Origin of the sequence: Streptomyces sp. NPDC058051 (assembly GCF_042885475.1) — a bacterium.
Classification (GTDB): Bacteria; Actinomycetota; Actinomycetes; order Streptomycetales; family Streptomycetaceae; genus Streptomyces.
On record NZ_JBHVRW010000010.1, the window covers coordinates 192,968 to 216,860 of the forward strand.

Here is a 23,893-nt window from a genome sequence, read left to right on the forward strand (position 1 = left end):
GGGCCGTGCACATGGGCGGAGGACAAGAGGCGGGGGATGCGCCGAGCAGGTCCGCACCACGGTTGGCTGCCGAGGCGAAACCGGTGCGGAGGCGAAACAGAGAACCTCAGGCGATCACTGAGAGCTCTTGGACAGCTGTACCGAGGTCGTCATGCGTCAGGAAGGGACGATGACCAGGACGGGGACGATGACCAGGGCAGGGAGAATGGCCAGGACAGGGACGAGGGGCTGCGCCTGTCGGATCGTGGAAATGCCCGGGGAGCGCCTGCCGGAGCAGCGACACATGTGTTGGCCGACAAGGGAGCTGTCGACGCGGGACTACGACGTGTGCGTGATGACGGCACAGGCTGCCCGGGAGCTACACAGGCTGGAGGCGTGCCTCACCAGGTCGACATGGCGTCGCGCCGTCAGAAGAACTCCCGGATGCATGCCGGGAAGGCAATCAAGAGAAGCATGCCCCTGTCAAGAAGGGGCGTGGCTTCGACCCCGGTCCGAACGAGTCGGCAGCCGGGCCGGTCTGACGGAACATTCGGCGTAGCCGTGTTGTTGTGCGTCGTGGCGATGTGAGCATGACCATGCCTGCCGGACATTGCGCGAGGCTGCCGCCCCACGTAGCGTTCCGGGCAGGTCATGAGTGTCAGCGTCAAGCCCTGGCTTGCTGACCGGCAACCCTCCTGCGCGGTGGGGTGCTCCAGGTGATGACCAGGCGGAGCCCGTCCGGGTTCCGCAAGCGCGATGCGGGCCGAACCCTCGGGTCCGCCGAGACGGAAGGGCGGAGGTGACGGTCGTGGCACCCGTGTCCCGCCTGCTGGTCAGGGTTATCGCCCCGCGACGACGCCTCCACCTGTGCTCCCGGCCTCACATCGACCTGCAGCGCGTGGCCGCCGCGCTCTGTTGTTCCTGACCGCTCTCCCGCCGCCGAACCCTCCGGACGAGGGACGGTGATCACGTACGGTCGATCAGGAAGGCACCCCTCTCGTGTCCTCGTCTTCTTCGCTGAATTCCTCGCTGTCCTCTTCGCTCCACCTGGCCGTCGCGCTCGACGGCGCGGGCTGGCACCCGGCCGCATGGCGTGAGCCGGTGGCCCGTCCCGGGGACCTGCTCACTGCTCCGTACTGGGCCGACGTCATCACGGAGGCCGAGCGCGGCCTGCTCGACTTCGTGACGATCGAGGACGCGCTCGGGCTCCAGAGCTCGCACTTCGCGGAACCCGACGGCCGTACCGATCAGGTGCGGGGGCGGCTCGACGCGGTGCTCATCGCCGCCCGTGTGGCCCCGCTGACCCGGCACATAGGGCTCGTACCGACCGTGGTCCCCACCCACACCGAGCCGTTCCACATCTCCAAGGCGATCGCCACCCTCGACTACGTGAGCAACGGACGCGCGGGCCTGCGGATCCAGGTGTCGGCGCGGCGGAACGAGGCGGCCCACTTCGGGCGCCGTGCGATTCCGGGTGTCCGCATCGAAGACCTGGACAGCCCTGCCGTACAGGAGTTGATCGCCGAACTCTTCGAGGAGGCCGGCGACTACGTCGAGGCGGTGCGCCGCCTGTGGGACAGCTGGGAGGACTCCGCGGAGATCCGCGATTCCGCCACAGGCCGTTTCGTCGACCGCGACAAGCTGCACTACATCGACTTCGTGGGCCGACACTTCAGCGTCAAGGGCCCCTCGATCACGCCCCGGCCACCGCAGGGGCAGCCGGTCGTCAGCGCTCTGGCGCACCAGAGCGTCCCGTTCCAACTGGTGGCCCGGTCCGCCGACATCGGCTACGTCACCCCGCACGACGCAGACCAGGCACGTGCCGTCGTCGACGAGATCCGCCGCGAACAGGCCGTGGCCGGGCGTGCGGAGGAACCGCTGCACCTCTTCGGTGACCTGGTGGTGTTCCTCGACGACGACCCCGCGGCGGCGGCGGCCCGCCGGGCCCGCCTGGACGGCCTCGCGGGCTACGCGTACACCAGTGACGCGCCCGTGTTCACGGGCACGCCCGCTCAGCTGGCGGATCTGCTCCTGGAGTGGCAGCGGGCCGGACTCTCCGGCTTCCGGCTGCGCCCCGCCGTGATCGGCCACGACCTCAACGCGATCACCCGTGGCCTGGTGCCCGAACTGCAGCGCCGCAGCGCCTTCCGGCATGCCTACGAGGCCGACACCCTGCGCGGGCTGCTCGGACTCTCCCGCCCCGCCAACCGCTACGCCAACGCCTGAGCCGGAGGGACCACCGACATGAGCACCAGCAAGGACACCGGCAAGCCGCTCAAGCAGATCCATCTCGCGGCCCACTTCCCCGGGGTCAACAACACCACCGTGTGGAGCGACCCCGAGGCCGGCAGCCACGTCGAGTTCAGCTCGTTCGCGCACTTCGCGCGCACTGCCGAACGGGCCAGGTTCGACTTCCTGTTCCTCGCCGAGGGGCTTCGGCTGCGCGAACAGGGCGGCCGGATATACGACTTGGACGTGGTGGGACGCCCCGACACCTTCACGGTGCTGTCCGCCCTCGCCGCCGTCACCGAGCACCTCGGCCTGACCGGCACCATCAACTCCACGTTCAACGAGCCCTACGAGGTGGCCCGCCAGTTCGCCAGCCTCGATCACCTCTCGGGCGGGCGCGCGGCATGGAACGTCGTCACCTCGTGGGACGCCTTCACCGGGGAGAACTTCCGCCGCGGCGGCTTCCTCCCGCAGGAGGAGCGGTACTCACGGGCCAAGGAGTTCCTGGCCACCGCGAACGAACTCTTCGACGCGTGGCACGGCGACGAGATCGTCGCCGACCAGCAGAGCGGAACGTTCCTCCGGGACGCGCGGGCCGGAGCCTTCGTGCACAAGGGGCAGCACTTCGACATCGAGGGGCAGTTCAACGTCCCGCGCAGTCCGCAGGGCCGTCCGGTGATCTTCCAGGCGGGTGACTCCGACGAAGGGCGCGAGTTCGCCGCGGCGAGCGCGGACGCGATCTTCAGCCGGTACAGCACCCTCAAGGAAGGCCAAGCGTTCTACGCGGACGTCAAGGGCCGCCTCGCCGGCCACGGCCGCACCCGCGACCAGCTGCTGATCCTGCCCGCCGCGACCTTCGTCATCGGTGATACGGACGCCGACGCCGAGGAACTGGCCCGCGAGGTGCGCCGCAAGCAGGTCAGCGGGGCCACCGCGATCAAGCACCTGGAGTTCGTCTGGAACCGCGACCTGTCCGCCTACGACCCGGACGGCCCGCTTCCCGACATCGACCCCGATCCGGGCGAGCACACCATCGCCCGCGGCCGCGCCCAGGTACGGATGTACCGCGACCCGCTGGCCGTCGCCCGGGAGTGGCGGGAGCTCGCGGCTGCCCGTAAGTGGTCGATCCGCGACCTGGTCATCGAGACAGGCAACCGCCAGACTTTCGTCGGCTCCCCGACCACGGTCGCCGAGACCATCAACGACTTCGTCCAGGCCGACGTGGGCGACGGCTTCATCCTCGCTCCGCACATCACCCCCGGCGGACTGGACGTCTTCGCCGACACCGTGGTCCCGCTGCTGCAGGAGCGCGGCGTGTACCGCACCGAGTACGCGGGCACGACCCTGCGCGACCACCTCGGCCTGGCCCACCCCGGCACCGGTGCGCCGGGTGCGCGAGTGGCCTCATGAGCCATGGCCGTCACCTGCGTCATCCACGCTCCGGCCCCTCACCGATCTGACCGGCACGAGCGTCAGCGACGCCACACGGGGGATCGCCCACGCGAAGCGGGACCGCGGGCGGGGCCTGGACTTCCAGGGCCGCCGTGGCGGACGGGCTCATGACCGCACTCGTGCGCGTCCGTCTGCCGGAGGCAGCCGGTGTGACCAGGGCAGGGCTTCCTCCAGTTGGGCCGCCGCGTCGAGGAGCAGTTCCTCCTGGCCCCAGCCCGCGGTGAGGGTGATGCCGATGGGCACGCCCTCGCCGGTCCAGCCCAGCGGAAGGCTGATCGCGGGGAATCCGGTGGCGTTGGCGAGGATCGTGTTGCCGGTGAACCGTGTCATGGCGCGCAGTTCCCGCTCCGGATCGGCGTCGTTGCGCAGCTCGCCGACCCGGGCCGGGAGCCGGGTGATCGTCGAGCTGAGGACGAGGTCGGCGTGCGCGTACCGGGCGGCCCAGACACGGGCCCGTACCTGGAGCGTGTTGAGCGCGGCGGCCAGCATGCCGGAGTCGGTGACGGCGGCGCGGGCCCGCAGATGCCGCACGACGGGTCGCAGCGCCGCCTCCGCGTCGCCGGGCACCGGCTTGGTGCCGGCCAGGGCGCTGAAGACGGTGGTGAACGCCGAGGTCAGTTCGTCGTCGAGGGGCTGGTCCAGCCGCTCCACGTGATGGCCGAGGCCGGTGAGCGCGGTGGCGGCGCCGTCGAGGGCCGCGGCGACCTCGGGGGCCTCCGGGGCACCGGACACCGAGCCGTGCGCGAGTGCCACCACCAGCCCTCGGCGTCCTTCGCCGCAGGCTTCCAGGAAGCCCGCGCCCGGAGCGGGCCGTACCGTGCCGGAACCGGGGCGGGCGGCCATGGTGTCCAGCAGGGCGGCTGTGTCGCGGACGGTCCGGGCCAGAGGCCCTTTCGTCGTCAGGCCGATTCCGTCACCGGCTGTGGGGCCCATGGTGACGCGGCCGCGGCTGGGCTTGAGTCCCACGATCCCGCAGGCGGACGCGGGCGAGCGCAGCGACCCGGCGGTGTCGCTGCCCTGGGCGAGCGGGACGAGCCGGGCGCCGACCGCGGCCGCGGAGCCGCCGCTGCTCCCGGCCGCTGACAGCGCGGGTGCGAAGGGGCTGCGCGAGGGCGGTGCCACGTCGGGCTCGGTATAGCAGGCGGCGCCGAACTCCGGAGTGGTGGTCTTGCCGATGTCGACCAGACCCTGCTCGCGCAGGAGGCCCACGATCTCGTCGTCGTGGTCCGGTACCCAGTCGGCGAAGAGCGACGACCCGAGGGTGGTGCGGATCCCGCGCGTCGCCTCCAGGTCCTTGATCCCCACCGGAACCCCGAAGAGCCGTGGCAGCGCGGCGGGTCCGGTCCGGTCGAGACGGCGTTGCGCTGCCACGGCGGCGGCCCGGGCGTGGGCGTGGGCGACGGTCGTGAACGCGCCCACGGTGTCGTGGTCGGCGCGGTCGAGGAAGTGGTCGACGACCTCGGGGACCGAGACGTCGCGGCGGGCGATCGCCGCCGCCAGGTCCAGCGCGCTGAGGTGGTGCAGGTGGGTCATCGGGCCGCCTTGCAGTTTCGTTACGCGTATCGATATTGTGTGGGCATGGTAGACGACACAGGCACTGGCAGGAAGCCGGGCCGTCCGCGGGCGGTGACGACCGCGCAGATCATGCGGGCGGCAACCGAGATCGCCGACGCCGACGGGCTCGACCGGGTGTCCTTCCGCGCAGTCGCAGCACGCCTTGAGGTGTCCCCGATGTCGGTGCACCGCGCCTTCGGCGGCATCGAGGCGCTGCACCGGGCACTCATTGAGGACCTCGTCGGCTCGGTCGCCACCACGGTCCACTGGCCCGCCACCTGGCAGGGTGTCCTGCGCACCTTCGCCGGGGAACTGCGTGCCCTGCTGCTGCGCCACCCGCTCGTGCTGGAGTCGCACCGCCACGCGGCCCTCGAAGCCCCGGGCGCGGACGACGTCGCACACCGTGTCGTCGCCGCCCTGCGCTCGGCCGGCCTGGACGAGGAGAGCGCCGCCTACGCCTACGCCACCGTTCACGACTTCGTCACCGGGCACGTCGCCATCCGCCTGGGCCGCGGCGAGTTCGAGTTCGCCGACCTGCCGTCCGCGCGCCGTGAGGCGTCCGTCTTCGCCCGCCACCACGACCCCGTACGTCGCTTCGCCCTCGGGCTCGACATCCTCGTCTCCGGCATCGAACACCTCGCCGCGACCACACCGGCCCCGGGGAATCCGGATGCCTGACACCGACGCCCGCCCGCTGCCCCCGACCCATCACGTCACCACGGCCCAGGGCCGCACCATCGGATACTGCTCCTACGGCGACCCCGACGGCCGACTCGCGGTCGTCGTCCACGGCACCCCGGGCAGCCGGTACGAGGGGCTCGCCCTCGACGCCCCGGCCCGCGCCGCCGGCCTCCACGTCGTCGTACCGGACCGCCCCGGCTACGGACGCACCTCACCCGCCCCCGACAACGGATTCCACTCCTGGGACGCCGACTTCGTCGACCTGCTCGACGCGCTCGGCGCCCCGGGCGCCGCACTCGTCGGCTTCTCCGGCGGCGGCGGATACGCCATCGCCGCCGCCCAGCGCCACCCGGACCGGGTGGAACGCCTCGTTCTCGCCTGCGGCATGATTCCCGGCGCCCCCGCCGAACTCCTCGCCCGCCGCATCCCGCTCGTGACGCTCCTCTACCGCGTCGCCGCCCGTGCCCCGCGCGTCGCCCGGGCCATGGTCACCGGCAGCGGGATCTTCCGCTTCGCACGCGGATCCAGCGTCTCCGCGTGGCCGCCCGCCGACCAGGCGGTCATGACCGACCCGGTCTGCAAGGAGTGGTCGGCCGCGGATGCCCTGGGCGCCAAGGAGCAGGGCGGCGACGCCGCCGTGGCCGACCTGCGCCGCTACGCCCGGACGCTGCCCGAACCGCTGTCGACGCTGCGCCCTCCGGTGACGTTCCTGCACGGCACGAGCGACGGCAACGTCCCCGTGGAGGTGGCTCGTTGGGCCCACGACCGTATCCCCGGCTCGACCCTGCGGACCCTGCCCGGGCAGGGGCACCTCTTCCTCATGGCCGACCCGTCCCCCTTGGTGGAGGCGCTCGGCTGAGGAGCCGAACGCGGGGCTTCGTGGGTCTCAGGGAACAGTGACTGCCGACCGGTTCCGGAGTCGGTTGTCGATCAGCCTGTTCGTGAACGTCGAAGAGCGATGACGGCACTGTCGAGTTCGAGAATGCGACGGCCGGCCGCCCGTCACGGGTGACCGGCCGTCGACGCAGGCAGCGGCAGGAGCGAGACGTATGTGGCCGACGCGGTGCTACGGGACCAGCCGGGCCGGCGCCTCCTGCGTGTTGTGCTGGGTGATTCCCCGCATCACCGCGCGGTGCGGGGAGTCCCCGTCGGGCAGGCGCAGGGGGCCGGCCACCGGCGAGAGGCGCGTCGCGAGCATGAAGAGGTCGAGCCGCGCTGGATTGCGTCGGGACGGCCAGGCCCCGACATCCTCGCACTGACACTGACGGTATGCAGATCCTCAATTCGGGCTCACATAAGGCATGTTGAGGTGAAGAGAGGGTTCGTAGTGCGGCTAACGTCGGGCGGAGCCGATGGCCGGCTGCGACGAAGGGGGAAGCGTGGACGACGATCGTCAGCCGGAAAGCGGTGCGGGCACACCGGAGCCACCGCAGCAGCCGCCTCCCCCTGCCGTGCCACCGGACATCCCACGGTCCGAGGACACGGCACCCATCCTTCCTCCTCCACCTCCCACCGTTCCCCCACCACCGGCCCACCCGCCCACAGCAGCACCGACGGCCGGTCCCCGGAGCAGGCGGCGCCTGTATGCGGGCCTGTCGCTGGCGGCGGCGGTGGTGGTGCTCGTCGCCCTGTTCCGGCCGGACGGTTCCGGCGGGCCTGACGCGGACTCCAAGGGGGCGGGCGGTCAGTCCCCGGCCGCCGTCGCGGCCAAGGGTGCCGCCGCGGCCAAGGCGTTGGCGGCGCTGCCGGGTGTGCGCCTGTCAGCCGCCTATCGTTCGAGCGGCGGAGAGACCGAGGTCCGGGCCGATCTGACCGTCACCTCCGACGGCGAGGCCAGCGGAACCCTCAGGATGCCGGTGACCGGCCGGGCCGCCATGGCGTGGTCCGCGGATCAGCTCTATCTCAAGGGCGACGACGACTTCTGGGCGCAACAGGGCCCGCATTACGGAAAAGATCTGTCCAGCAGCAGTCACTGGGTGGCGCCTGTCAAGCGCGACGGCTACTACATGCTCGACAGCTTCGGCGTGAACGCGGGCTCCCTGAATCCCGCGTCGCTCGCTTCCCTTGTGCGCGAGGTCACCTCCGACCCCTCTGTGGTCCAGGAAGACGTCGAAAGCGTGCGGGGCCGAAAAGCCACGTCCTATGCCGCGCGGGACTGGACGGTCGTCCTCGCCGACGCGGCACCGCACACGGTGCTGGCCATCGGGATCAGCCCGGCCCGCTCCAGCCCGGTCAAGTCGGCGTCCTGGCGTCACACGGCAGGCGGCCGGGTGCTCCCGGCTGTTCACCGGATGCCGTCCGACGACAGCGACAGGTACAGCAACCCGTACCTCAACGTGATACTGCATCCGGCCACGGGCAAGGAGGCAAAAGCCGTACGCGTGGCCGCCGGCGAGGCGAAGACGGCCGCCGTGCCTCCCCTGACGTCCGCCGAGAAGGTGAAGAACGCCCAGGGGCCGGTCTTCACGACCTCGTCGGACGATGCGTACCTGTGCACGAGCAAGCCGTGCTCGTACTCCTACACAGTCACGAACGAAGGAGACGAGCCGGCGGAGGCCACCCTGCACGTGAGTTTCCCGGGCATTCCCGACCGGGCCCACCCGCTGGGTGTCCTGGCTCCGGGAAAGTCCCGGACGGTGAGCGGGACGCGCCCCAACGCGGCGGCCGGCACGGGATCGACCGTGCGGCATGTCGACCCCGTGTGGGTGTACTCGTACGCGTACTACGGGCCCGATCCCGAGGTGGGCCGGCGTCTGCACGCGCGGAATCTGAAACCGGACGACGTGTTCGTCGCCACCCCGCTGAAGCCGGCGGTCGCGAAGTTGCTGGACCTGATGACGAAGAACGCCGCCGGCGACGACACGAAGGCCAACGAGGTCGCGGTCGCGGCCCTGCGCAGTGCCGACAACCGGGGCCAGCTTCCCCTGCTGGCGGCGATCGCGCAGTCAGGACGCCTGTCGAACATCAAGGATCTGGCCGCGAACGTGATCAAAGCCAACAAGATGGACAACCCGGGTGACATTCGTGTGCTGGAGCAGGTCGCCCACCTGATGGTGACCGATCCGAACACCGAGGTGACCTACGACGGCGCCTACGAGATCAACGGAGAGAAGTACAAGGCGGACTACATCACCGTGTCCCGAAAGGGAGGAGAGGAGATCAAGAAGGCGTTCCAGGTCAAGGCCGCCAGTTCCAGGAGGAACCTGCCGGACCACGTGGACAAGGGCGGCGAGCAGCTCAACGGGGAGGCCGGAGCGAGCGGATCGGACGGCCTGGCCGAGAACGCGCCCCCCGGCTTCAGGCGTGTCCTCCAGATCTATCTGGAGCCGAACCTCACGGACCTGTTCCACCAGTCCAAGGCCGATCTGGAGAGTTCCCTCTTCGAGACCAGGAAATGGGCCAAGGTTCGAGAAAATCTGTGCAAGCAGAGGGCAGACAAGCAAGGGCCGCGCATCGAGGAACTGGTCATCGTCAACGGGGCCGGAAACCATGTATGGGCGGACCTGAGCAAACTCTGCACGCCGACTGCCGACCACACACGCTGACGAGCGCTTCGGTTGGCGGATGAGCATGCTGGCCGGCGGAGCTGAGCGCTTGAGCCGGCGGACGGGGTGCGGCCTGCGACGCTTACCCGCAGGGGGTGTTCACGAGCGCCGATGGCCTGGGCAGTCATCGGTCATTGGGCGTCGACCCACCAGGCCGCGCGGGCGGACGCTAAGGTCGTGAACGTGTTGAGCTCATTGGTGAGCGGGGACTTGGTTGTTGTCGGCGCCGGCATTGTCGGCGCATCGGTGGCCTATCACGCCGCCCGGGCGGGCGCCGCGGTGACGTTGGTCGACGCCGGGCGGCCAGGCGCCGGCGTGACGGCGGACTCGTTCGCCTGGGTCGGAGCGTCTGGCGTGCGCAAAGGTCCGGCCGCCGGGCTGCGGGCCACCGCAACGACGGAGTACCACCGACTCGGGGCCGAGTTGCCAGGGCTCCCGGTTACCTGGTCCGGCTCGCTGAGCTGGACCAGGGAGGGCAGTGCGCCCGACGCCGGGCCCGGGCAGACAATTGTGGACGCGGCCACCGTGGCGACGCTCGAACCCATGCTTCGGCGGCCTCCGGAGTGGGCTGTCTGGACGCAGGATGACGGCGCTGTCGACTCGGTGGGCGTGACCGAGCGGCTGGTCGCGGCCGCTCGCACCCATGGAGCTCGGGTACATCTGGACACGCCGGTTACCGCGGTCCGCCGGGATACAGCGGGCCGTATCAACGGGGTTGAGACGGCAACAGGACCCCTCTCCGGTACGACAGTGGTGCTGGCGGCCGGAGTCGCCACGGCCGCGCTGGGCGCGTCGCTCGGCGTGCGCGTCCCGGTCGAACCGTCGCCGTCGCCGCTGTTCCGGCTCCGCGCCCCGGCCGGTCTGGTCCGCACCGTGGTCAACACCGAGGACTTCGACCTTCGGCAGGTCGCTGCGGACCGGCTGATCGCCGCCGCGGACTCGCCCGAACGGACCCTTGCCGCCGTCCGGTCCACTTTCCATGGCGCCGGGAGCGTCGAGCTGCTCAGCACCCGACTCGGAGCGCGCCCCATGCCGGCCGACGGTGAGCCGATCGTCGGCCCGGTCGCCGAGGTCCCCGGCCTCTACTTGGCGGTGATGCACTCGGCGGTCACGCTCGCCGCGGCCGTGGGCCGCCTGGTCGCACGGGAGTTGGTCGACGGAACCGTTGAGCCGGTTCTGTCGGGTTGCCGCCCGGATCGCTTCTGACCTCGATCGTTCATGAGTCCTCGTCGGTTCGCTGACGGGGATTCTGTGCTTGCGAGGTGCGGAATTTCGTGGGCTGGGGCATGTCGGCGCTCTCTGTTACCCAGGCGCCGGGCCGCTCGTTGCCGCCGGCGGAATCGGTGCGGATCAGTGTCTGTCGGCCCCGCCGCACATGTTTGACGAAGTCCCGGCGTCCGGGGCAGTGCGCCTGCGGGCGGCGGGCCTGGGTCTCGGTGCCGTCGATCCTCAGCGTGACGTTCTCGGCCGCGGCATGGGCGAAGACGTCCGCAGGCGTCCGTAGTCGCAGGCCGGGCCGGCGCCGCGAATCCCCGCGCGGGGCGCATCCATGTCCCGGCGGAGTCCTGACGGATCGCTCGCGTCTACCCTCACCTGTATGACGACCGATTGGATGGCGGAAGACCAACGCATCGCTCGGGGACGGCGCTCTGACGGGCTCAGCGGTCCACCCGCGAGGCAGGTCGCTTCCCCGCCGCCGCTGTCCGAAGCGGAGATCTGCGAAGCGGAGGCGGAGCTGGGCATCGCGTTCCCGGACCAGTACCGAGAGTACGTGCTCCGGCAGAGCGCCGGCGGCGTGGTGAACCGGCTGTGCCGATCCGCGGCAGGCTGGGGCTGGCATGGTGACTCAAGCACCAACTACCACTTGCTCACCACTGACTTCCCGCATCCCGACTCCTACCGTGCTTACGAGGATGAGCTGGACGCGCGCGAGCCGCTGACGCAGGAGTTTCCGGACCACAACGCCTACCAAGCGGCATGGGAGCAGTGGGACGCCGAGTACGGGGTGTTCCGGGAGCGCCAGACGTCCGGCGCCGTATTCATCCAGGACAACGGCTGTGCCTTCTCGACCCTGCTCGTTGTCACCGGTCCGCACCGGGGCTCACTGTGGTTCGACGGCCGGGCCACCTGCGACCGGATCCTTCCTCTGAACCTGGGCGGTCAGCCCGTGTCGTTCACGGACTGGCTCGCTCACAGGTCCATGGATCTGGTCGGCTGGTGAACGCGGCCGGGCCGACGCCCGGCGGAGCCGGTCCGGCCGCCCGGTCGCAAAATTCCCCACTCAACCACTGGTGAGAACGCGGTCAGGCCCATCGCGGGGCATCGGCCGGGCGAACTTCCGTGGATCGCCCCCGGTCCGAGTCGGCGCCTGTCAGCCGTGCTGCCACGGTCACGGCCCGTGGGCCGAGCCGGTCAGGCCCTTCAGTACGAGCCGACCATGCCGCCGTCGACGCGGAGCTGCTCGCCCGTGATGTAAGCGGCCTGCTCGCTCGCGAGGAAGGACACCGCGGCACCGAACTCCGCAGGATCGCCGTAGCGGTTGGCCGGGATGCGCGCGGCCGACTGTGCCGCGACCTCGTCCGGGCTCCGTCCGCTCTTGCGGGCAGCGGCCTCGTCGAGGGCTGCGACCCGGGCCGTCGCGATGCGCCCGGGCAGCACCATGTTCACCGTGACCCCGCGGTCGGCGACGTCGCCCGCGAGCGACTTCAGGTAGGCGGCGAGCGCCGCGCGGCCGATGTTGGAGACCGCGAGGGTCGGGATGGGGCTCTGCACGCCGCTCGAACCGATGGCGACGATGCGGCCCCAGCCGTTCTCCAGCATCCCCGGCAGCAGGGCCTTGGTGAGGGTGATGTGGGCGAAGAGCAGTTGTTCCATCGCCGTCCGGAGCGCCTCGGTGGTGAGCTCGCTCGCGGTCGACGGGGCCGGTCCGCCGGAGTTGAGGACGAGCTGGTCGATCTCGAGCCCGGCCAGTTCGGGAAGGGCGGCGGCGATCGCGGCCGGATCGGCGAGATCGAGCGCGATGCCGGACGCCCCCGCGCCGAGCTCCCGGGCCACCTCCGCCGCGCGGCCCGCGTCCCGGCTGGTGACGAGGACACGCGATCCGGCGGCGAGAAGGGCGGCGGCGGAGGCGCGGCCGAGTCCGCTGGATCCTCCGAGAACGAGTGCGGTGTGGGAGCGGGTATCCGTCATAGTTGACTCCTGTAGATGCGCCAATGGCGGGCACTACAGTACGTCCTGCGTCATGGACCAGCAGTAACTCGCCTTCCGCGTGACGGGCAAGTCTGACGAAAGGGAAATGAAGGGGCATGAGGGAAGAGGCCAAGGTCGCCAGATGGGCGCTCGTCTACTCGGAGCTGAAGCGCCAGATCCAAAATCTCGAACTCGTTCCGGGCGCACGCCTCTCGGAGAGCAGTATCGCGGCACAGTTCGGCGTCAGTGCCAGCCCCGTGCGGGACGCGCTCGGCCGGCTCAGTCAGGAGGGGCTGCTCACTGTCCGGCGCGGGCAGGGCTACACCGTCGCGAGCCTCACCATCGGTGGTATCACCGAGACCTGTGACCTGCGCTACGTGCTGGAGACCGGGGCTGCGGAACTCGCCATGGAACGGGCGCGGCCCGAGGACGTCGAAGCGCTCCGGCCCCTCGCGGCCGCCACGGGGGAACCGGGTGTCGCCGGTGTCGACCTCATCCGGCGCAACGCCGAGTTCCACACGGCGGTCGCCGGACTCACCGGCAACGGCCGGATCGTCGAGTCGGTGAAGCGCGTCATGGAGGACTCCGTGCGCGTCTTCCATCTCGGCCTGCCGACCTTTGAGGACCACGGCATGCAGGCCGACCACGACGCCCTGCTGGATGCCATCGCGGCCAAGAACGTCGACGCGATGAGGGAGATCGTGCACCGGGAGGCCTATGAGGCGAGCCGGCACATCCTGGAGAGCCTTGTCCGTAACCCCGGAACGAAGGCTTCGCAGCTGATCGCATCCCTCTGACGTCCGACCGGCCGACCTGTCCCCGACTGTGAACTGTTGCGCGTACTGCAGTACGCAGTATGGTGGCTGCCATGTTGGGCAACCCGGCTTTCGCTCCACGCGCTCTGACGCCGCCCCGGTCCGCCACCAGTGCCACGGTCGCCCTCGGCGACACCGTCGCGCGCCTGCGGGCCGAGGGGCGCACGATCATCAACCTCGGCTCCGGCGACCCGGACTTCGCGACGCCCGGGCACATCGTGGAGGCGGGCGTCCGGTCGCTCCGGGAAGGCCGCACGCACTACGCGCCGTCCCGCGGCATCCCCGCCCTGCTGGAAGCGATCGCCGCCGACCGTGAGGCGCGCACCGGCATCGAGGTCGCGCCCGGCCGCGAGGTCGTCACGACACCGAGCGCCAAGTACGCGCTCACCATCGCCGTTTCCGCGATCGCCGGGGTCGGCGAGCCGGTCATGATCCTGGCGCCGAGCTGGGTGTCCTACGTCTCCATGGTGACCATCGCCGGCGCCGAGCCCTGCCCTGTGCCGCTCGATGCCGCGGACGGGTTCCGGCTGACGCGCGAGCGGCTGGAGGCGGCCCACCGGCCGGGCGCCAGGATGATCATCGTCAACTCCCCGAACAACCCGACCGGGAGGGTGTTCGACGCCGCCGAACTCGAAGCGCTCGCCGGGTACGCGCAGGCGCACGACGTCGTCGTGCTCTCCGACGAGATCTACGAGGACGTCGTCTACGACGGCCCGCAGACGAGTATCGCCTCCCTGCCCGGCATGGCGGAGCGGACGGTCGTGGTGAGCGGATTCTCCAAGGCCTTCGCGATGACCGGCTGGCGGCTCGGCTACGTCGTCGCGCCCCCCGCCCTGACCGACCGCATCCTCGCCGTTCATCAGCACACCTCCTCGTGCGTCGCCACGTTCGTCCAGGACGCCGGAGTCGCCGCGCTCACCGGGCCGCGCGACGTCGTACGCGAGATGACCGGGACGTACCGGCAGCGGCTGGATGTCGCCCTCCGGCGGATCGGCGAGGTCCCGCAGTTCGGTGTCCGCAGGCCCGAAGGCGCCTTCTACCTGCTCGTCGACGTGAGCCGCACGCCGGTCCCGGACTCGACGCAGTTCGCCACCTGGGCCCTGGAGCGCACCGGGGTGTCGCTGGTGCCCGGTGCGAGTTTCGGACCCGGCGCGGACCGGCATGTCCGGCTCGCGCTCACCACCACGAGCGACGTGCTCCTGGAGGCGGTCGACCGCCTTGCCGAGCTCGTCTCCGATCCCCATGCCGCGACCGCCGCCGACGGGGCGGCCCAGGCACCGACCCTTCACGAGGAGCAGTCTTGACGGCCATCGACTGGCGCGGCGTCGCCAACATCATGGTGACTCCGTTCACCGAGGACGAGAACATCGACGTCGAGGGCGTCGGTGCCGTCACCCGCTGGGCGGTCGAGGCGGGCGTGGACATGCTCGTACCGCTCGGCATCATGGGCGAGGCCCACAAACTCACCGACACGGAACGGGACGTGGTGCTGCGCGGCGTCGTCGAGGCGGCCGACGGCACTCCCGTGGTGGCGGGTTGCACGGCCGAGTCGACCCGCGCCGTGATCGTCAGGGCCGAACGGGCCGCGGAACTCGGCGCGTCCGCGGTGATGGTCGCCCCGCCGCGCGCCGCCGCCGGACCGGAGCTGCAGCGGCGCCACTACGAGGCCGTCGCGGCGGCGTCCCCGCTGCCGGTCGTCCTGCAGGACGAGCCGGTCACCACCGGCGTCAGGATGGCCGCGTCGACCATCGGCGAGATCGGCCGGCTCGACAGGATCGCCGCGGTCAAGGTCGAGGAGGTCCCGAGCCCCACCAAGGTGTCGGGGATCCTCGCCGCGAACCCGGACCTTCCGTGCTTCGGCGGTCTCGGTGGCCTCTACATGGTGGAGGAACTCGACCGCGGCGCGGTCGGCATCATGACCGGCTTCGGGTTTCCGGAAGTGCTGGTGGCCATCCACCGGGCCTACGCGAGCGGCGACCGCGAGGAGGCGCAGCGGATTTTCTGGCATGCCATGCCGCTCATCCGTTACGAGGCCCAACTCGGCGTCGGCGGCGTCTCGATCCGCAAGAAGCTCCTGGCCGAGCGCGGCGTCATCGCTACCCCGGCCGCCCGCCAGCCCGTCGCGGCCGGCGACCCCGAAGCCCTGCCCGAGCTCCGCCGACTCGTCGCGCAGCTCAAACTGTGAACACCGGGGCTGCTCAGGCTCTGAACGCCGGGCTGCTCAGGCTCTGCTCGCCGGGGCTGCTCAAGCTCTGATCGCCGGACCGCTCAGGCTCTGCACGCCGTGCATCTCAAGCTCTGAACACACCGGGACGCTCAAGCTCTGATTGTCGCGCAGCTCATGCCCTGGACGCCGTGCCGTTCAAGCTCCGGTCCCCGTGGCGCCCATGTCCTGAACAGCGCGGCAGGAAAGGCCCGTTCGGTCCGTTGTCGGTGCATATCGGCGTGTTGCTGCCCGGTGGTGGACGTACGGGCATGTCATATGGCGGACGCCGCATGGCAAGTACTGCAGTACGTGCTACCGTCCGCGGTGTGGTAGCCGATGTGAGGGGTGGAACAGGCATGCTCGGGTCGGTACAGGGTCTTCAAGTGCTGCGTGGCGTAGGCATGTACGGCGACGAGCGCGACGCGAAGCTCGACATCGTCACGCGCGCCGGACGGATCGTCGCCGTCACGGCCGCGGGTGAGACGGAGGGCGCCGAGGTCGTCGACCTCGACGGTCTGCAGGCACTGCCCGGCGTGATCGACGCCCACACGCATCCCATCCACGACGAGACGTTCGAGAGCGTGGGAGCCGCCGCCCCCCGGGGCGGTGTCACGACGGCGCTGCACCACCTCTATCCGGAGCCGGGCGAGCCGTACGCCGACGCCGTGGCCCGCGCGACCGCGTCGGCGCGGCTCGGGCAGGCGGACTACGGATTCCATGTGCGCATCACGCCCGACCGCCTGCCGGAAGGGCTCGCGGCCCTGGCCCCGCTCTCCCCGGTCGTGGGCGCGAAGCTGTTCCTCGCGCACTCGGACCCGTCGGTGATGAGTTCCTACGGCGACCTCTACACCGCCCTGCGGCAGGCCCGTGACGCCAAGGTCCGCATCGTCGTCCACGCCGAACTCGGCGAGGTCCTCAACCTGCACGAGAAGGTCGTCGGCGACTACGCGGACCTCGACGCGTTCCAGGCGGCCCGGCCCACCTCACTGGAGGCCGCTGCCGTCGCCACCGTCGGCGCGATCGCCGAGATGACGAACGGTCCGGTCTACATCGCCCACGTCTCGGCACCCGAGGCGCTCGACGTGGCCCGCGCCGCCCGGGACCGCGGCGTCGACATCGCCGTGGAAAGCTGCCCGCACTACTTCTTCCTCGACGCGACCGCGCCCCTCGGCGGCCTCGGCCGCGTGACGCCGCCGCTGCGCAGGCCCGAGAAGGCCGCCGCCATGCGCGACGCGATCAGCCGCGGCGGATCCGTCGACGTGATGGGCAGCGACCACTGCGGCTACGGCGAGCACGAGAAGTTCGCCGACGACGTCACGGCGTCCAGCAACGGCCTGCCCGGCATCGAGCTGATGCTTCCGCTCTTCCTCGACGCCGCGGCCTCGCCCGACTCCTGGGTGACACCCCGGCGCGTGGTCGAGCTGCTCTGTGAGGGCCCCGCGCGCACCTTCGGGATCACACGCAAGGGACGCATCGCGCCCGGCTTCGACGCCGACCTCACCCTTGTCGACCCGGCGGGCAGCTGGACGGTCGACGGCGGCGCGCTGGCCGACCGCTCCTTCTACTCGCCCTACCACGGCCGCACGCTCAAGCAGCGCATCGAGCGCGTGTACCGACGCGGCGAGCAGATCTACTCGTACCAGGACGACGTCACGGGGGGCGAAGGTGCGCCGGTCGCCAAGGCATGACGCACCGGGCACATCGGCCGCGACGGCGGACACGTCGCCATGAGTACGGGCACGGCGACACGGCAGGCTTCGCGGGCCGCGGCAGCGGACACGGCGACAAGAGGAATCGGAAGGACGGTGGCACATGCCTGACGACATACGCGGCGCCGCTCTGCTCACGCCGCAGGAGCTGCAGGAGTTGCGCCGCTGCGGCGCCGACGTGACGGTGCTGGCCGTCCACTCCGTCAACCCCTACACGGGACAGCGTTACTTCACCGGCCTGCGCATCGAGGGCGCGCTCGACACCGAGGCGTACACCGACTTCCAGGCACCCGCCTCGGCCGAGGGCGGGCAGCGACCGCTCCCCGAGATCGACGTGCTGCAGGAGAAGGCGCGCGCCTGGGGGCTGCGCCCCGAGAGCACGATCGTGGTCTACGACTACGACCGGAGCATGACCGCGGCGCGCGCCTGGTGGGTGCTGAAGTGGGCCGGCCTGCCCGACGTCCGCGTCCTGGACGGCGGACTGCCCGCCTGGCTCGAAGCCGGGCTTCCGGTGACGACCGCGGCCACCCGGCCGGGGCCCAGCGGCATCGTGCTGTCGCCCGGTCACATGCCCGAACTCGACGCCGGCTCGGCGCTCCGCGCGGCCGAGGAGGGCGTGCTCCTCGACGCCCGTATCCGGCCCAACTACATCGGCGCTCCGGTCGCCGAGGGTGAGCCCGCGCGCGGGCACATCCCGGGAGCCGTCAGCGCCCCCGCCCCCGACAACGTCACCGACCACGGCACCTTCACCGACGCGGCGACGCTGCGGGAGATGTACCGCGCGCTGGGCGTCGACGGACAGCGGCCCGTCGGCGTGTACTGCGGCGGCGGGATGTCGGCGGCGCACTCCGTTCTGGCGCTGGCGTCCATCGGGGTTCCCGCCGCCATGTATCCCGGCTCGTGGTCGGCGTACATCAGCGATCCCGAGCGGCCCGTCGTCACCGGCGCGGATCCGGTCCGGGCGACCGCCTCGTAGACCCTGCCGAACGTGTTGGCCTTGGTTTTGGCGGCGCACTCCGCCGAACCGTCCCCAGGAGCGTCCATGTGACTGTGCTGTCCGTTGAGAATCTGACCACTTCCTTTCGCCGTGGCGGGGAATGGGTGCCGGTCGTCGACGACGTGAGCTTCGGTGTGGGCTCCGGCGAGACGGTGGCCCTCGTGGGCGAGTCGGGGTCGGGGAAGAGTGTGACGGCCCTGTCGATCATGGGTCTGCTGCCCGCGCGGACCTCCCGTGTCACCGGTTCGGTCACGCTGGAGGGGCGCGAACTGCTGTCGCTCGGCGAGCGGGAGATGCAGGACGTGCGCGGCAACGAGATCGCCATGATCTTCCAGGAGCCGATGACGTCGCTCAATCCGGTGCTGACCGTCGGACGGCAGATATCCGAGGCGATCCGGCGCCATCGCCGTGTCTCCAAGGCACAGGCGCGGGCCGAGGCCATCGGGCTGCTGGACCGGGTGAGGATCGCCTCGGCCGAGAAGCGCGTCGACGAGTACCCGCACCAGCTGTCGGGCGGCATGCTGCAGCGCGTCATGATCGCGATGGCGCTCGCCTGCCGCCCGAAGGTGCTGATCGCCGACGAGCCGACCACCGCCCTCGACGTGACCGTCCAGGCCGACATCCTCGAACTCGTCAAGTCCCTCCAGGACGAGGAGCGGATGGGCGTCCTCTTCATCACGCACGACATGGGCGTGGTGGCCGAGGTCGCCGACCGTACGGTGGTGATGTTCCGTTCGAAGGCGCTGGAGAGCGGCTCGACGCAGGACATCTTCGCGCGTCCCGAAACCGGCTACACCAAGGCGCTGCTGTCGGCCGTGCCGAGGCTGGGGTCGATGGAGGGCAGAGCGCACCCGGCGACGTTCCCGCTGACCGATGTCGACACCGGCCAGGTCCTGCCGGAGCGGGAGGTGCCCACCCCGGTCGGTGCCCCGGTGCTCGAAGTGCGCGATCTGGTGACCCGGTTCGACATCAAGTCCGGTGTTCTGGGCCGGGTCACCGGGCGCGTGCACGCTGTCGAGGACGTCTCGTTCGACATCCGGCAGGGCGAGACGCTGTCGCTGGTCGGCGAGTCCGGCAGCGGCAAGTCCACCACGGGCCGGTCGGTGCTGCGGCTGGTGGAGCCCGTGAGCGGCACCGTCCGCGTCGCCGGCCAGGACGTGCGGGCGATGTCGCGGGCGCGGCTGACCAAGCAGCGCCGCCAGATGCAGATGATCTTCCAGGACCCGTTCTCCAGCCTCAATCCGCGGATGCGGGTCGGTGACGCGATCGCGGAACCGATGCGCGTCCACGGACTCGCGGACAAGCGGGAGTTGCCCGACCGCGTCGCCGACCTCCTGACCCGGGTCGGTCTCAGCCCCGACATGGCCAGGCGGTTCCCGCACGAGTTCTCCGGCGGACAGCGTCAGCGCGTCAGCGTCGCACGCGCCCTCGCTCTCGACCCCGCGCTCATCGTGGCCGACGAGTCGGTCTCCGCCCTGGACGTGTCGATCAAGGCACAGGTCGTCAATCTGCTGATGGAGCTGCAGGAGAACCTGAAGATCGCCTACTTGTTCATCAGCCACGACATGGCCGTGGTCGAGCGGGTGAGCCACCGGGTCGCGGTGATGTACCTCGGCGAGATCGTGGAGATCGGCACCCGGGCCCAGATCTTCGAGGATCCCCAGCACCCGTACACCAAGCGGCTGATGGAGGCGGTGCCGGTCGCAGATCCGGCCCGCCGCCGGCAGCGGATGTCCCGGACGGGGATGGAGATCAAGAGCGCCGTGCGGCCGGTCGGCCATGTGGTGCCGAAGACGGTCTACCGGGAGCAGTCGCCCGGGCATCTCGTGAAGGAGAACTGAATGTCCGGCATCCTCGTCCTCAATCCGAACAGCTCGGTGTCGGTGACCGCGTCGATGGAGTCGTGCCTCGCCCCCGTGCGGGCCGCGACCCGTCACTCCCTGCGCCTCACCGAGCTGGCGAAGTCGCCTCCCGGTATCGAGACCGACGCGCACGTGGCCGAGGTGGTGCCGCACATCCTCGAAGAGGTCGGCCGGGCGCCGGAGGACATCGTCGTGCTCTCCTGCTTCTCCGACCCGGGAATCGACGAGGTGCGCCGGTCCACGGCGAAGCCGGTCGTCGGCATCGCGGAGGCCGCCTACCTCACGGCGCTCGGCCTGGGACGGCGCTTCGGGATCGTCTCGCTCGGCCCGTCGTCCATCGACCGTCACCAGCGGTATCTGCGGCGACTCGGCTTCGACGGACGACTGGCCGGCGACCGGTCCATCGACACGACCGTTGTGGAACTCATGGCAGGCGACGTCATCGACGTCGTCTCACGGACCGCCACCCGGCTGCGCGACGAGGACGGGGCCGAGGTCGTGATCCTCGGCTGCGCCGGCCTCGGCTCGTACCGCGCCGCGCTGCAGGAGGCCCTGGGGATCCCCGTGGTCGACCCGGTGCAGGCGGGTGTCGCCCTGGCCTGCACTCAGCTCGACCTGGCCTGTGGAACGGCCCGCCGTCCAAGAAAGTAGACAAGAATGACCGACTTCGACCTGCTGTGCGACCGCAGGGGTACGGGCAGTTCCAAGTGGAGCAGGTACCCGGACCAGGTACTGCCCATGTGGGTGGCCGACATGGACTTCCCGGTGGCGCCCGAGATCATCGACGCCGTCCGGGAACGGCTCGAACACCCCGTCCTCGGCTACGGAGTCCCGCGGGACGAACTGCGCGAGCAGATCGTCGCCGACATGAGGACGAAGTACGACTGGACGGTCTCGCCCGAGGACATCGTGTTCCTCCCCGGCGTGGAGCCCGGATTCAACATGGCGCTCAAGGCGATGCTGCGGCCCGGCGACGGCGTACTCGTCCAGACGCCCGTCTACAGCCCGATCCTGAACGCTCCGGGGAACTGGCAGCTGGAGCGCTACGACGCGCCGCTCACGCCGACGCCGGACGGCTGGCTGATGGACGCCGACGCCGTCGGCGACGGGCTGCGCGAGGCGACGGCGCTGCTGCTGTGCAACCCGCACAACCCGACGGGCAAGGTCTTCACGCGCGACGAACTCCAGCTCCTCGCCGGGCTCTGCCGCGCCAACGACACCTTCGTGATCTCCGACGAGATCCACTGCGACCTGCTCTTCGACGGCAGGCGGCACGTCCCCTTCGCGACGCTGTCCGAGGACGCGGCGCAGCGTACGGTCACGCTGATGGCCGCCAGCAAGACCTACAACATCGCCGGCCTGAAGACGGCCTTCGCGATTGTGCAGAACAGGGAGGTCCGCGAGCGGTTCGCGGCCTCCAGGCTCGGCATGGTCGACAGCGTCAACGTCCTGGGCCTGGAGGCGACTCTGGCCGCGTACGCGAAAGCCGACGGCTGGAAGGCCGAGATGCTGAGCTATGTCCAGGACAACCGGGACTTCCTCTGTGACGAGGTGGCGAAGCGCTTTCCCGGCGTCCGCCTGGTCAAGGCCGAGGGTACGTTCCTCGCCTGGCTGGACTGCGCTGACCTGGGGCTCGCCGACGACCCGCAGCAGTTCTTCCTCGACCACGCCGGCGTCGGCCTCAGCGCGGGCCGTGACTACGGCGACGCCTACCGGGACTGCGTCCGCCTGAACTTCGGTTGTCCGCGCGCCCTGTTGGCCGAGGGGCTGGACCGCATGGGACGAGCGCTCGCGCGCGTACGACAGCCGCTGCCCTGAGACCGGCGGAAGGCCGTCGGGCCCCGGACGTTCTTCCCCGGCGACCACTCGCGTCCCGTCGCCGAGACCCCTGTATGAAGTTCTTGTTGCGTGCCTTGCTCGCGTACGGCATCACGTGCTGCAGTACTCACTACAAGAGTGCGAACAGGCGTGAAAACAGTACCGAAAACGCCGCAGCTCACCCCAGGCATGAAAGGTCCGTGAAGTGAAACTCAGGAAGGGACTCGCAGCAGGCGCGGTGGCTCTGCTGATGTCCGCCACCGCAGCCTGCGGCCCCGAGCAGGCGAGCGGCGCGGCGGATGCGCTCGTGGTCGCCGTGCCCACGGACCCCGCCGGCGTGGAGCCGGGCACCAACCTCGCCGAGCCGGTCGGCAGTGAGATCATCCTCAACGTCTTCGACACCCTCGTGGCCTGGAAGTCTCCCGGCTACACCGAGCTCGAAGGACGTCTGGCCAAGAGCTGGAAAGTCTCCGACGACTCCAGGAAGTTCACCCTCGAACTGCGCAGCGGCGTGAAGTTCCAGGACGGCACCGCCTTCGACGCGGAGGCCGTGAAGTACTCCCTGGAACGCACCAAGAAGATGAACTCCTACGTGAAGGCGACCTTCGACCTGATCGACACGATCACCGTCGACTCGCCGACCCAGGTGAGCATCGACCTGTCGAAGTCGTACCCGGCGTTCCTCTCGATCCTCGCGCAGCCGCAGTCCGCGATCGTCAGCCCGACCGCGGCCAAGAAGTCCGGGGACACGTTCGACGCCCACCCGGTGGGCACCGGCCCGTTCGAGTTCAAGAGCGCCAAGGCCGGCACCAACGTCGTCCTGGAGGCGAACCCCGACTACTTCCGGGGCGCGCCGAAGGTGGACCGCATCATCTACCGGGTGATCCCGGACGCCTCCACGCGACGCCTCGAACTCGAAAGCGGCGGCGTCGACATCGTGCACCAGCAGGGCCAGCTCGCGGGCAACGCCGCCGAGGACGTCAAGGCCCTCAAGCAGAACCCCGACGTCAAGATCCTCGAATCGTCGAGCCAGATCATCCGTCAGCTGGAGTTCAACAACAGCGCCACCGACGGCCCGTTCAAGGACGTCCGGGTGCGCGAGGCCATCGCCTCCGCGATCGACTACGACGGCCTGCTCGACGGCGTCTTCGGCGGAACCGCCGAGCGCGTCTACGGGGCGCTGACGACCAACAGCTGGGCGTTCGACCCGAAGATGAAGGACCTCGCCCCCACGTACGACCCGGCACGCGCCAAGAAGCTGCTCGCCGAGGCGGGCGTGAACCCCGCCGACCTCGACCTGACGCTCTACAGCTACCAGGGCGAACTCTGGAAATCCGTCGCGACCTTCGTCCAGGCCAACCTGGCCGACATAGGCGTCGGCGTGAAGATCCAGCAGACCGAGTTCGCGTCCTACCGGTCGCTGCAGACCGCGGGGAAGTTCGATCTGGCGCTCGACGGCCGTCAGCCCTGGTACAACGACCCCGACGCGCACATCACCATCGGCTACCTCTCGTCGCTCGCGGACTCGGCCATGACGTTCCGTATGCCCGAGGACAAGAAACTCGACGACCTCATCCTGAAGGCCCAGCAGGAAGCCGACACGGACCAGCGCAAGGAGCTGTACCACCAGGTCCAGGAAGAGCTCGCGAAGCGCGTCCCCGGTGTCTACCTGTTCAGCCCGAAGCTGATCGTGTTCCAGCGCGCCGACGTCAAGGGCCTGGTGATCAACAGCGCACCCCCGCTCAACGAGTACTGGGGAGTCTCGAAGAGCTGATCACCGCGCGACCGCGGGCAGGCGGCTCCCAGAGCCCGCCTGCCCGCCATTGCGGGGTTCCCGGAGATTGGCGATGCCCGTCC

21 protein-coding genes and 1 riboswitch are annotated in these 23,893 nt (G+C 70.3%); of the genes, 17 read left to right on the top strand and 4 right to left on the bottom strand.

The window, feature by feature from the left end; translation table 11 throughout:
- Positions 1-318: 318 nt before the first annotated feature.
- Positions 319-429, bottom strand: coding sequence for a putative leader peptide (locus ACFVUT_RS18305; protein WP_389649463.1), 111 nt, complete (start codon positions 427-429; stop codon positions 319-321).
- Positions 430-626: 197 nt separating this feature from the next.
- A riboswitch (SAM riboswitch) is annotated at positions 627-739 on the top strand.
- A gap of 57 nt (positions 740-796) precedes the next feature.
- Between ACFVUT_RS18305 and ACFVUT_RS18310 the strand changes: the two genes are divergently transcribed.
- The 3 genes from ACFVUT_RS18310 (at position 797) to ACFVUT_RS18320 (ending at position 3,618) form a co-directional block, all read left to right on the top strand.
- Positions 797-904, top strand: a complete 108-nt coding sequence (locus ACFVUT_RS18310; RefSeq protein WP_389670999.1) for a putative leader peptide — start codon at positions 797-799, stop codon at positions 902-904.
- A gap of 92 nt (positions 905-996) precedes the next feature.
- Positions 997-2,205, top strand: coding sequence for an LLM class flavin-dependent oxidoreductase (locus tag ACFVUT_RS18315; RefSeq protein ID WP_389649877.1), 1,209 nt, complete (start codon positions 997-999; stop codon positions 2,203-2,205).
- An 18-nt stretch (positions 2,206-2,223) separates the two neighbouring features.
- Positions 2,224-3,618 carry an NtaA/DmoA family FMN-dependent monooxygenase gene (locus ACFVUT_RS18320; protein WP_389649458.1) on the top strand — a complete coding sequence of 465 codons (1,395 nt, stop codon included), beginning with the start codon at positions 2,224-2,226 and terminating at the stop codon, positions 3,616-3,618.
- A gap of 147 nt (positions 3,619-3,765) precedes the next feature.
- Here the strand turns inward: ACFVUT_RS18320 and ACFVUT_RS18325 are convergent, their stop codons facing one another.
- A complete protein-coding gene (locus ACFVUT_RS18325) occupies positions 3,766-5,193 on the bottom strand; it encodes an amidase (protein ID WP_389649455.1) in 1,428 nt (475 codons plus the stop codon).
- 45 nt (positions 5,194-5,238) lie between these two features.
- Here ACFVUT_RS18325 and ACFVUT_RS18330 point away from each other — a divergent pair, with 45 nt between their 5' ends.
- Together ACFVUT_RS18330 and ACFVUT_RS18335 are read left to right on the top strand one after the other, a co-directional pair.
- Positions 5,239-5,892, top strand: a complete 654-nt coding sequence (locus tag ACFVUT_RS18330; RefSeq protein ID WP_389649452.1) for a TetR/AcrR family transcriptional regulator — start codon at positions 5,239-5,241, stop codon at positions 5,890-5,892.
- Positions 5,885-6,754 carry an alpha/beta fold hydrolase gene (locus tag ACFVUT_RS18335; protein WP_389649449.1) on the top strand — a complete coding sequence of 290 codons (870 nt, stop codon included), beginning with the start codon at positions 5,885-5,887 and terminating at the stop codon, positions 6,752-6,754. The genes ACFVUT_RS18330 and ACFVUT_RS18335 overlap by 8 nt, the downstream gene beginning before the upstream one ends.
- Before the next feature lie 207 nt (positions 6,755-6,961).
- Here ACFVUT_RS18335 and ACFVUT_RS18340 read toward each other — a convergent pair whose 3' ends face one another.
- Entirely contained in the window at positions 6,962-7,093 is a 132-nt protein-coding gene (locus ACFVUT_RS18340; protein ID WP_389649447.1) for a hypothetical protein, read from the bottom strand.
- A gap of 412 nt (positions 7,094-7,505) precedes the next feature.
- On the opposite strand from ACFVUT_RS18340, the gene ACFVUT_RS18345 reads away from it, so the two are divergent.
- From ACFVUT_RS18345 to ACFVUT_RS18355, 3 genes are all read left to right on the top strand, one after another.
- Positions 7,506-9,440 (top strand): hypothetical protein, encoded by a 1,935-nt coding sequence (locus ACFVUT_RS18345; RefSeq protein WP_389670989.1) that lies wholly within the window; start codon positions 7,506-7,508, stop codon positions 9,438-9,440.
- Positions 9,441-9,551: 111 nt separating this feature from the next.
- Positions 9,552-10,646, top strand: coding sequence for an NAD(P)/FAD-dependent oxidoreductase (locus tag ACFVUT_RS18350; RefSeq protein ID WP_389649442.1), 1,095 nt, complete (start codon positions 9,552-9,554; stop codon positions 10,644-10,646).
- A 391-nt stretch (positions 10,647-11,037) separates the two neighbouring features.
- Entirely contained in the window at positions 11,038-11,661 is a 624-nt protein-coding gene (locus ACFVUT_RS18355) for an SMI1/KNR4 family protein (protein ID WP_389649439.1), read from the top strand.
- Between the two features lie 200 nt (positions 11,662-11,861).
- Here ACFVUT_RS18355 and ACFVUT_RS18360 read toward each other — a convergent pair whose 3' ends face one another.
- A complete protein-coding gene (locus ACFVUT_RS18360; RefSeq protein WP_389649436.1) occupies positions 11,862-12,629 on the bottom strand; it encodes an SDR family oxidoreductase in 768 nt (255 codons plus the stop codon).
- A gap of 116 nt (positions 12,630-12,745) precedes the next feature.
- Between ACFVUT_RS18360 and ACFVUT_RS18365 the strand changes: the two genes are divergently transcribed.
- The 9 genes from ACFVUT_RS18365 (at position 12,746) to ACFVUT_RS18405 (ending at position 23,810) form a co-directional block, all read left to right on the top strand.
- The gene (locus ACFVUT_RS18365) at positions 12,746-13,426 is read left to right on the top strand and encodes a GntR family transcriptional regulator (RefSeq protein ID WP_389649433.1); all 681 of its coding nucleotides are present in this window, start codon (positions 12,746-12,748) and stop codon (positions 13,424-13,426) included.
- A 71-nt stretch (positions 13,427-13,497) separates the two neighbouring features.
- Entirely contained in the window at positions 13,498-14,748 is a 1,251-nt protein-coding gene (locus tag ACFVUT_RS18370) for a pyridoxal phosphate-dependent aminotransferase (RefSeq protein ID WP_389649430.1), read from the top strand.
- Positions 14,745-15,629, top strand: a complete 885-nt coding sequence (locus ACFVUT_RS18375; protein ID WP_389649428.1) for a dihydrodipicolinate synthase family protein — start codon at positions 14,745-14,747, stop codon at positions 15,627-15,629. Before ACFVUT_RS18370 ends, ACFVUT_RS18375 begins: the two co-directional genes overlap by 4 nt.
- Positions 15,630-16,033: 404 nt before the next feature.
- Positions 16,034-17,338 carry a dihydroorotase family protein gene (locus ACFVUT_RS18380; protein WP_389649425.1) on the top strand — a complete coding sequence of 435 codons (1,305 nt, stop codon included), beginning with the start codon at positions 16,034-16,036 and terminating at the stop codon, positions 17,336-17,338.
- Positions 17,339-17,462: 124 nt separating this feature from the next.
- Positions 17,463-18,335: a sulfurtransferase gene (locus ACFVUT_RS18385; protein ID WP_389649423.1), complete on the top strand. Its 873-nt coding sequence runs from the start codon at positions 17,463-17,465 to the stop codon at positions 18,333-18,335.
- A gap of 68 nt (positions 18,336-18,403) precedes the next feature.
- A complete protein-coding gene (locus ACFVUT_RS18390) occupies positions 18,404-20,197 on the top strand; it encodes a dipeptide ABC transporter ATP-binding protein (RefSeq protein ID WP_389649420.1) in 1,794 nt (597 codons plus the stop codon).
- Positions 20,198-20,869 carry an aspartate/glutamate racemase family protein gene (locus tag ACFVUT_RS18395; RefSeq protein WP_389649418.1) on the top strand — a complete coding sequence of 224 codons (672 nt, stop codon included), beginning with the start codon at positions 20,198-20,200 and terminating at the stop codon, positions 20,867-20,869.
- 6 nt (positions 20,870-20,875) lie between these two features.
- On the top strand, positions 20,876-22,036 hold the full coding sequence (locus ACFVUT_RS18400) for a MalY/PatB family protein (RefSeq protein ID WP_389649415.1): 1,161 nt from the start codon (positions 20,876-20,878) through the stop codon (positions 22,034-22,036).
- A gap of 205 nt (positions 22,037-22,241) precedes the next feature.
- Positions 22,242-23,810 carry an ABC transporter substrate-binding protein gene (locus ACFVUT_RS18405; protein ID WP_389649413.1) on the top strand — a complete coding sequence of 523 codons (1,569 nt, stop codon included), beginning with the start codon at positions 22,242-22,244 and terminating at the stop codon, positions 23,808-23,810.
- Positions 23,811-23,893: the final 83 nt, after the last annotated feature.

Coding starts and splice junctions, on each gene's coding strand:
- ACFVUT_RS18330 (WP_389649452.1), top strand. CDS start 5,239: ATGGTAGACGACACAGGCACTGGCAGGAAGCCGGGCCGTCCGCGGGCG.
- ACFVUT_RS18360 (WP_389649436.1), bottom strand. CDS start 12,629: ATGACGGATACCCGCTCCCACACCGCACTCGTTCTCGGAGGATCCAGC.
- ACFVUT_RS18335 (WP_389649449.1), top strand. CDS start 5,885: ATGCCTGACACCGACGCCCGCCCGCTGCCCCCGACCCATCACGTCACC.
- ACFVUT_RS18355 (WP_389649439.1), top strand. CDS start 11,038: ATGACGACCGATTGGATGGCGGAAGACCAACGCATCGCTCGGGGACGG.
- ACFVUT_RS18305 (WP_389649463.1), bottom strand. CDS start 429: ATGCATCCGGGAGTTCTTCTGACGGCGCGACGCCATGTCGACCTGGTG.
- ACFVUT_RS18340 (WP_389649447.1), bottom strand. CDS start 7,093: ATGCTCGCGACGCGCCTCTCGCCGGTGGCCGGCCCCCTGCGCCTGCCC.
- ACFVUT_RS18395 (WP_389649418.1), top strand. CDS start 20,198: ATGTCCGGCATCCTCGTCCTCAATCCGAACAGCTCGGTGTCGGTGACC.
- ACFVUT_RS18350 (WP_389649442.1), top strand. CDS start 9,552: ATGGCCTGGGCAGTCATCGGTCATTGGGCGTCGACCCACCAGGCCGCG.
- ACFVUT_RS18320 (WP_389649458.1), top strand. CDS start 2,224: ATGAGCACCAGCAAGGACACCGGCAAGCCGCTCAAGCAGATCCATCTC.
- ACFVUT_RS18385 (WP_389649423.1), top strand. CDS start 17,463: ATGCCTGACGACATACGCGGCGCCGCTCTGCTCACGCCGCAGGAGCTG.
- ACFVUT_RS18400 (WP_389649415.1), top strand. CDS start 20,876: ATGACCGACTTCGACCTGCTGTGCGACCGCAGGGGTACGGGCAGTTCC.
- ACFVUT_RS18365 (WP_389649433.1), top strand. CDS start 12,746: ATGAGGGAAGAGGCCAAGGTCGCCAGATGGGCGCTCGTCTACTCGGAG.
- ACFVUT_RS18370 (WP_389649430.1), top strand. CDS start 13,498: ATGTTGGGCAACCCGGCTTTCGCTCCACGCGCTCTGACGCCGCCCCGG.
- ACFVUT_RS18325 (WP_389649455.1), bottom strand. CDS start 5,193: ATGACCCACCTGCACCACCTCAGCGCGCTGGACCTGGCGGCGGCGATC.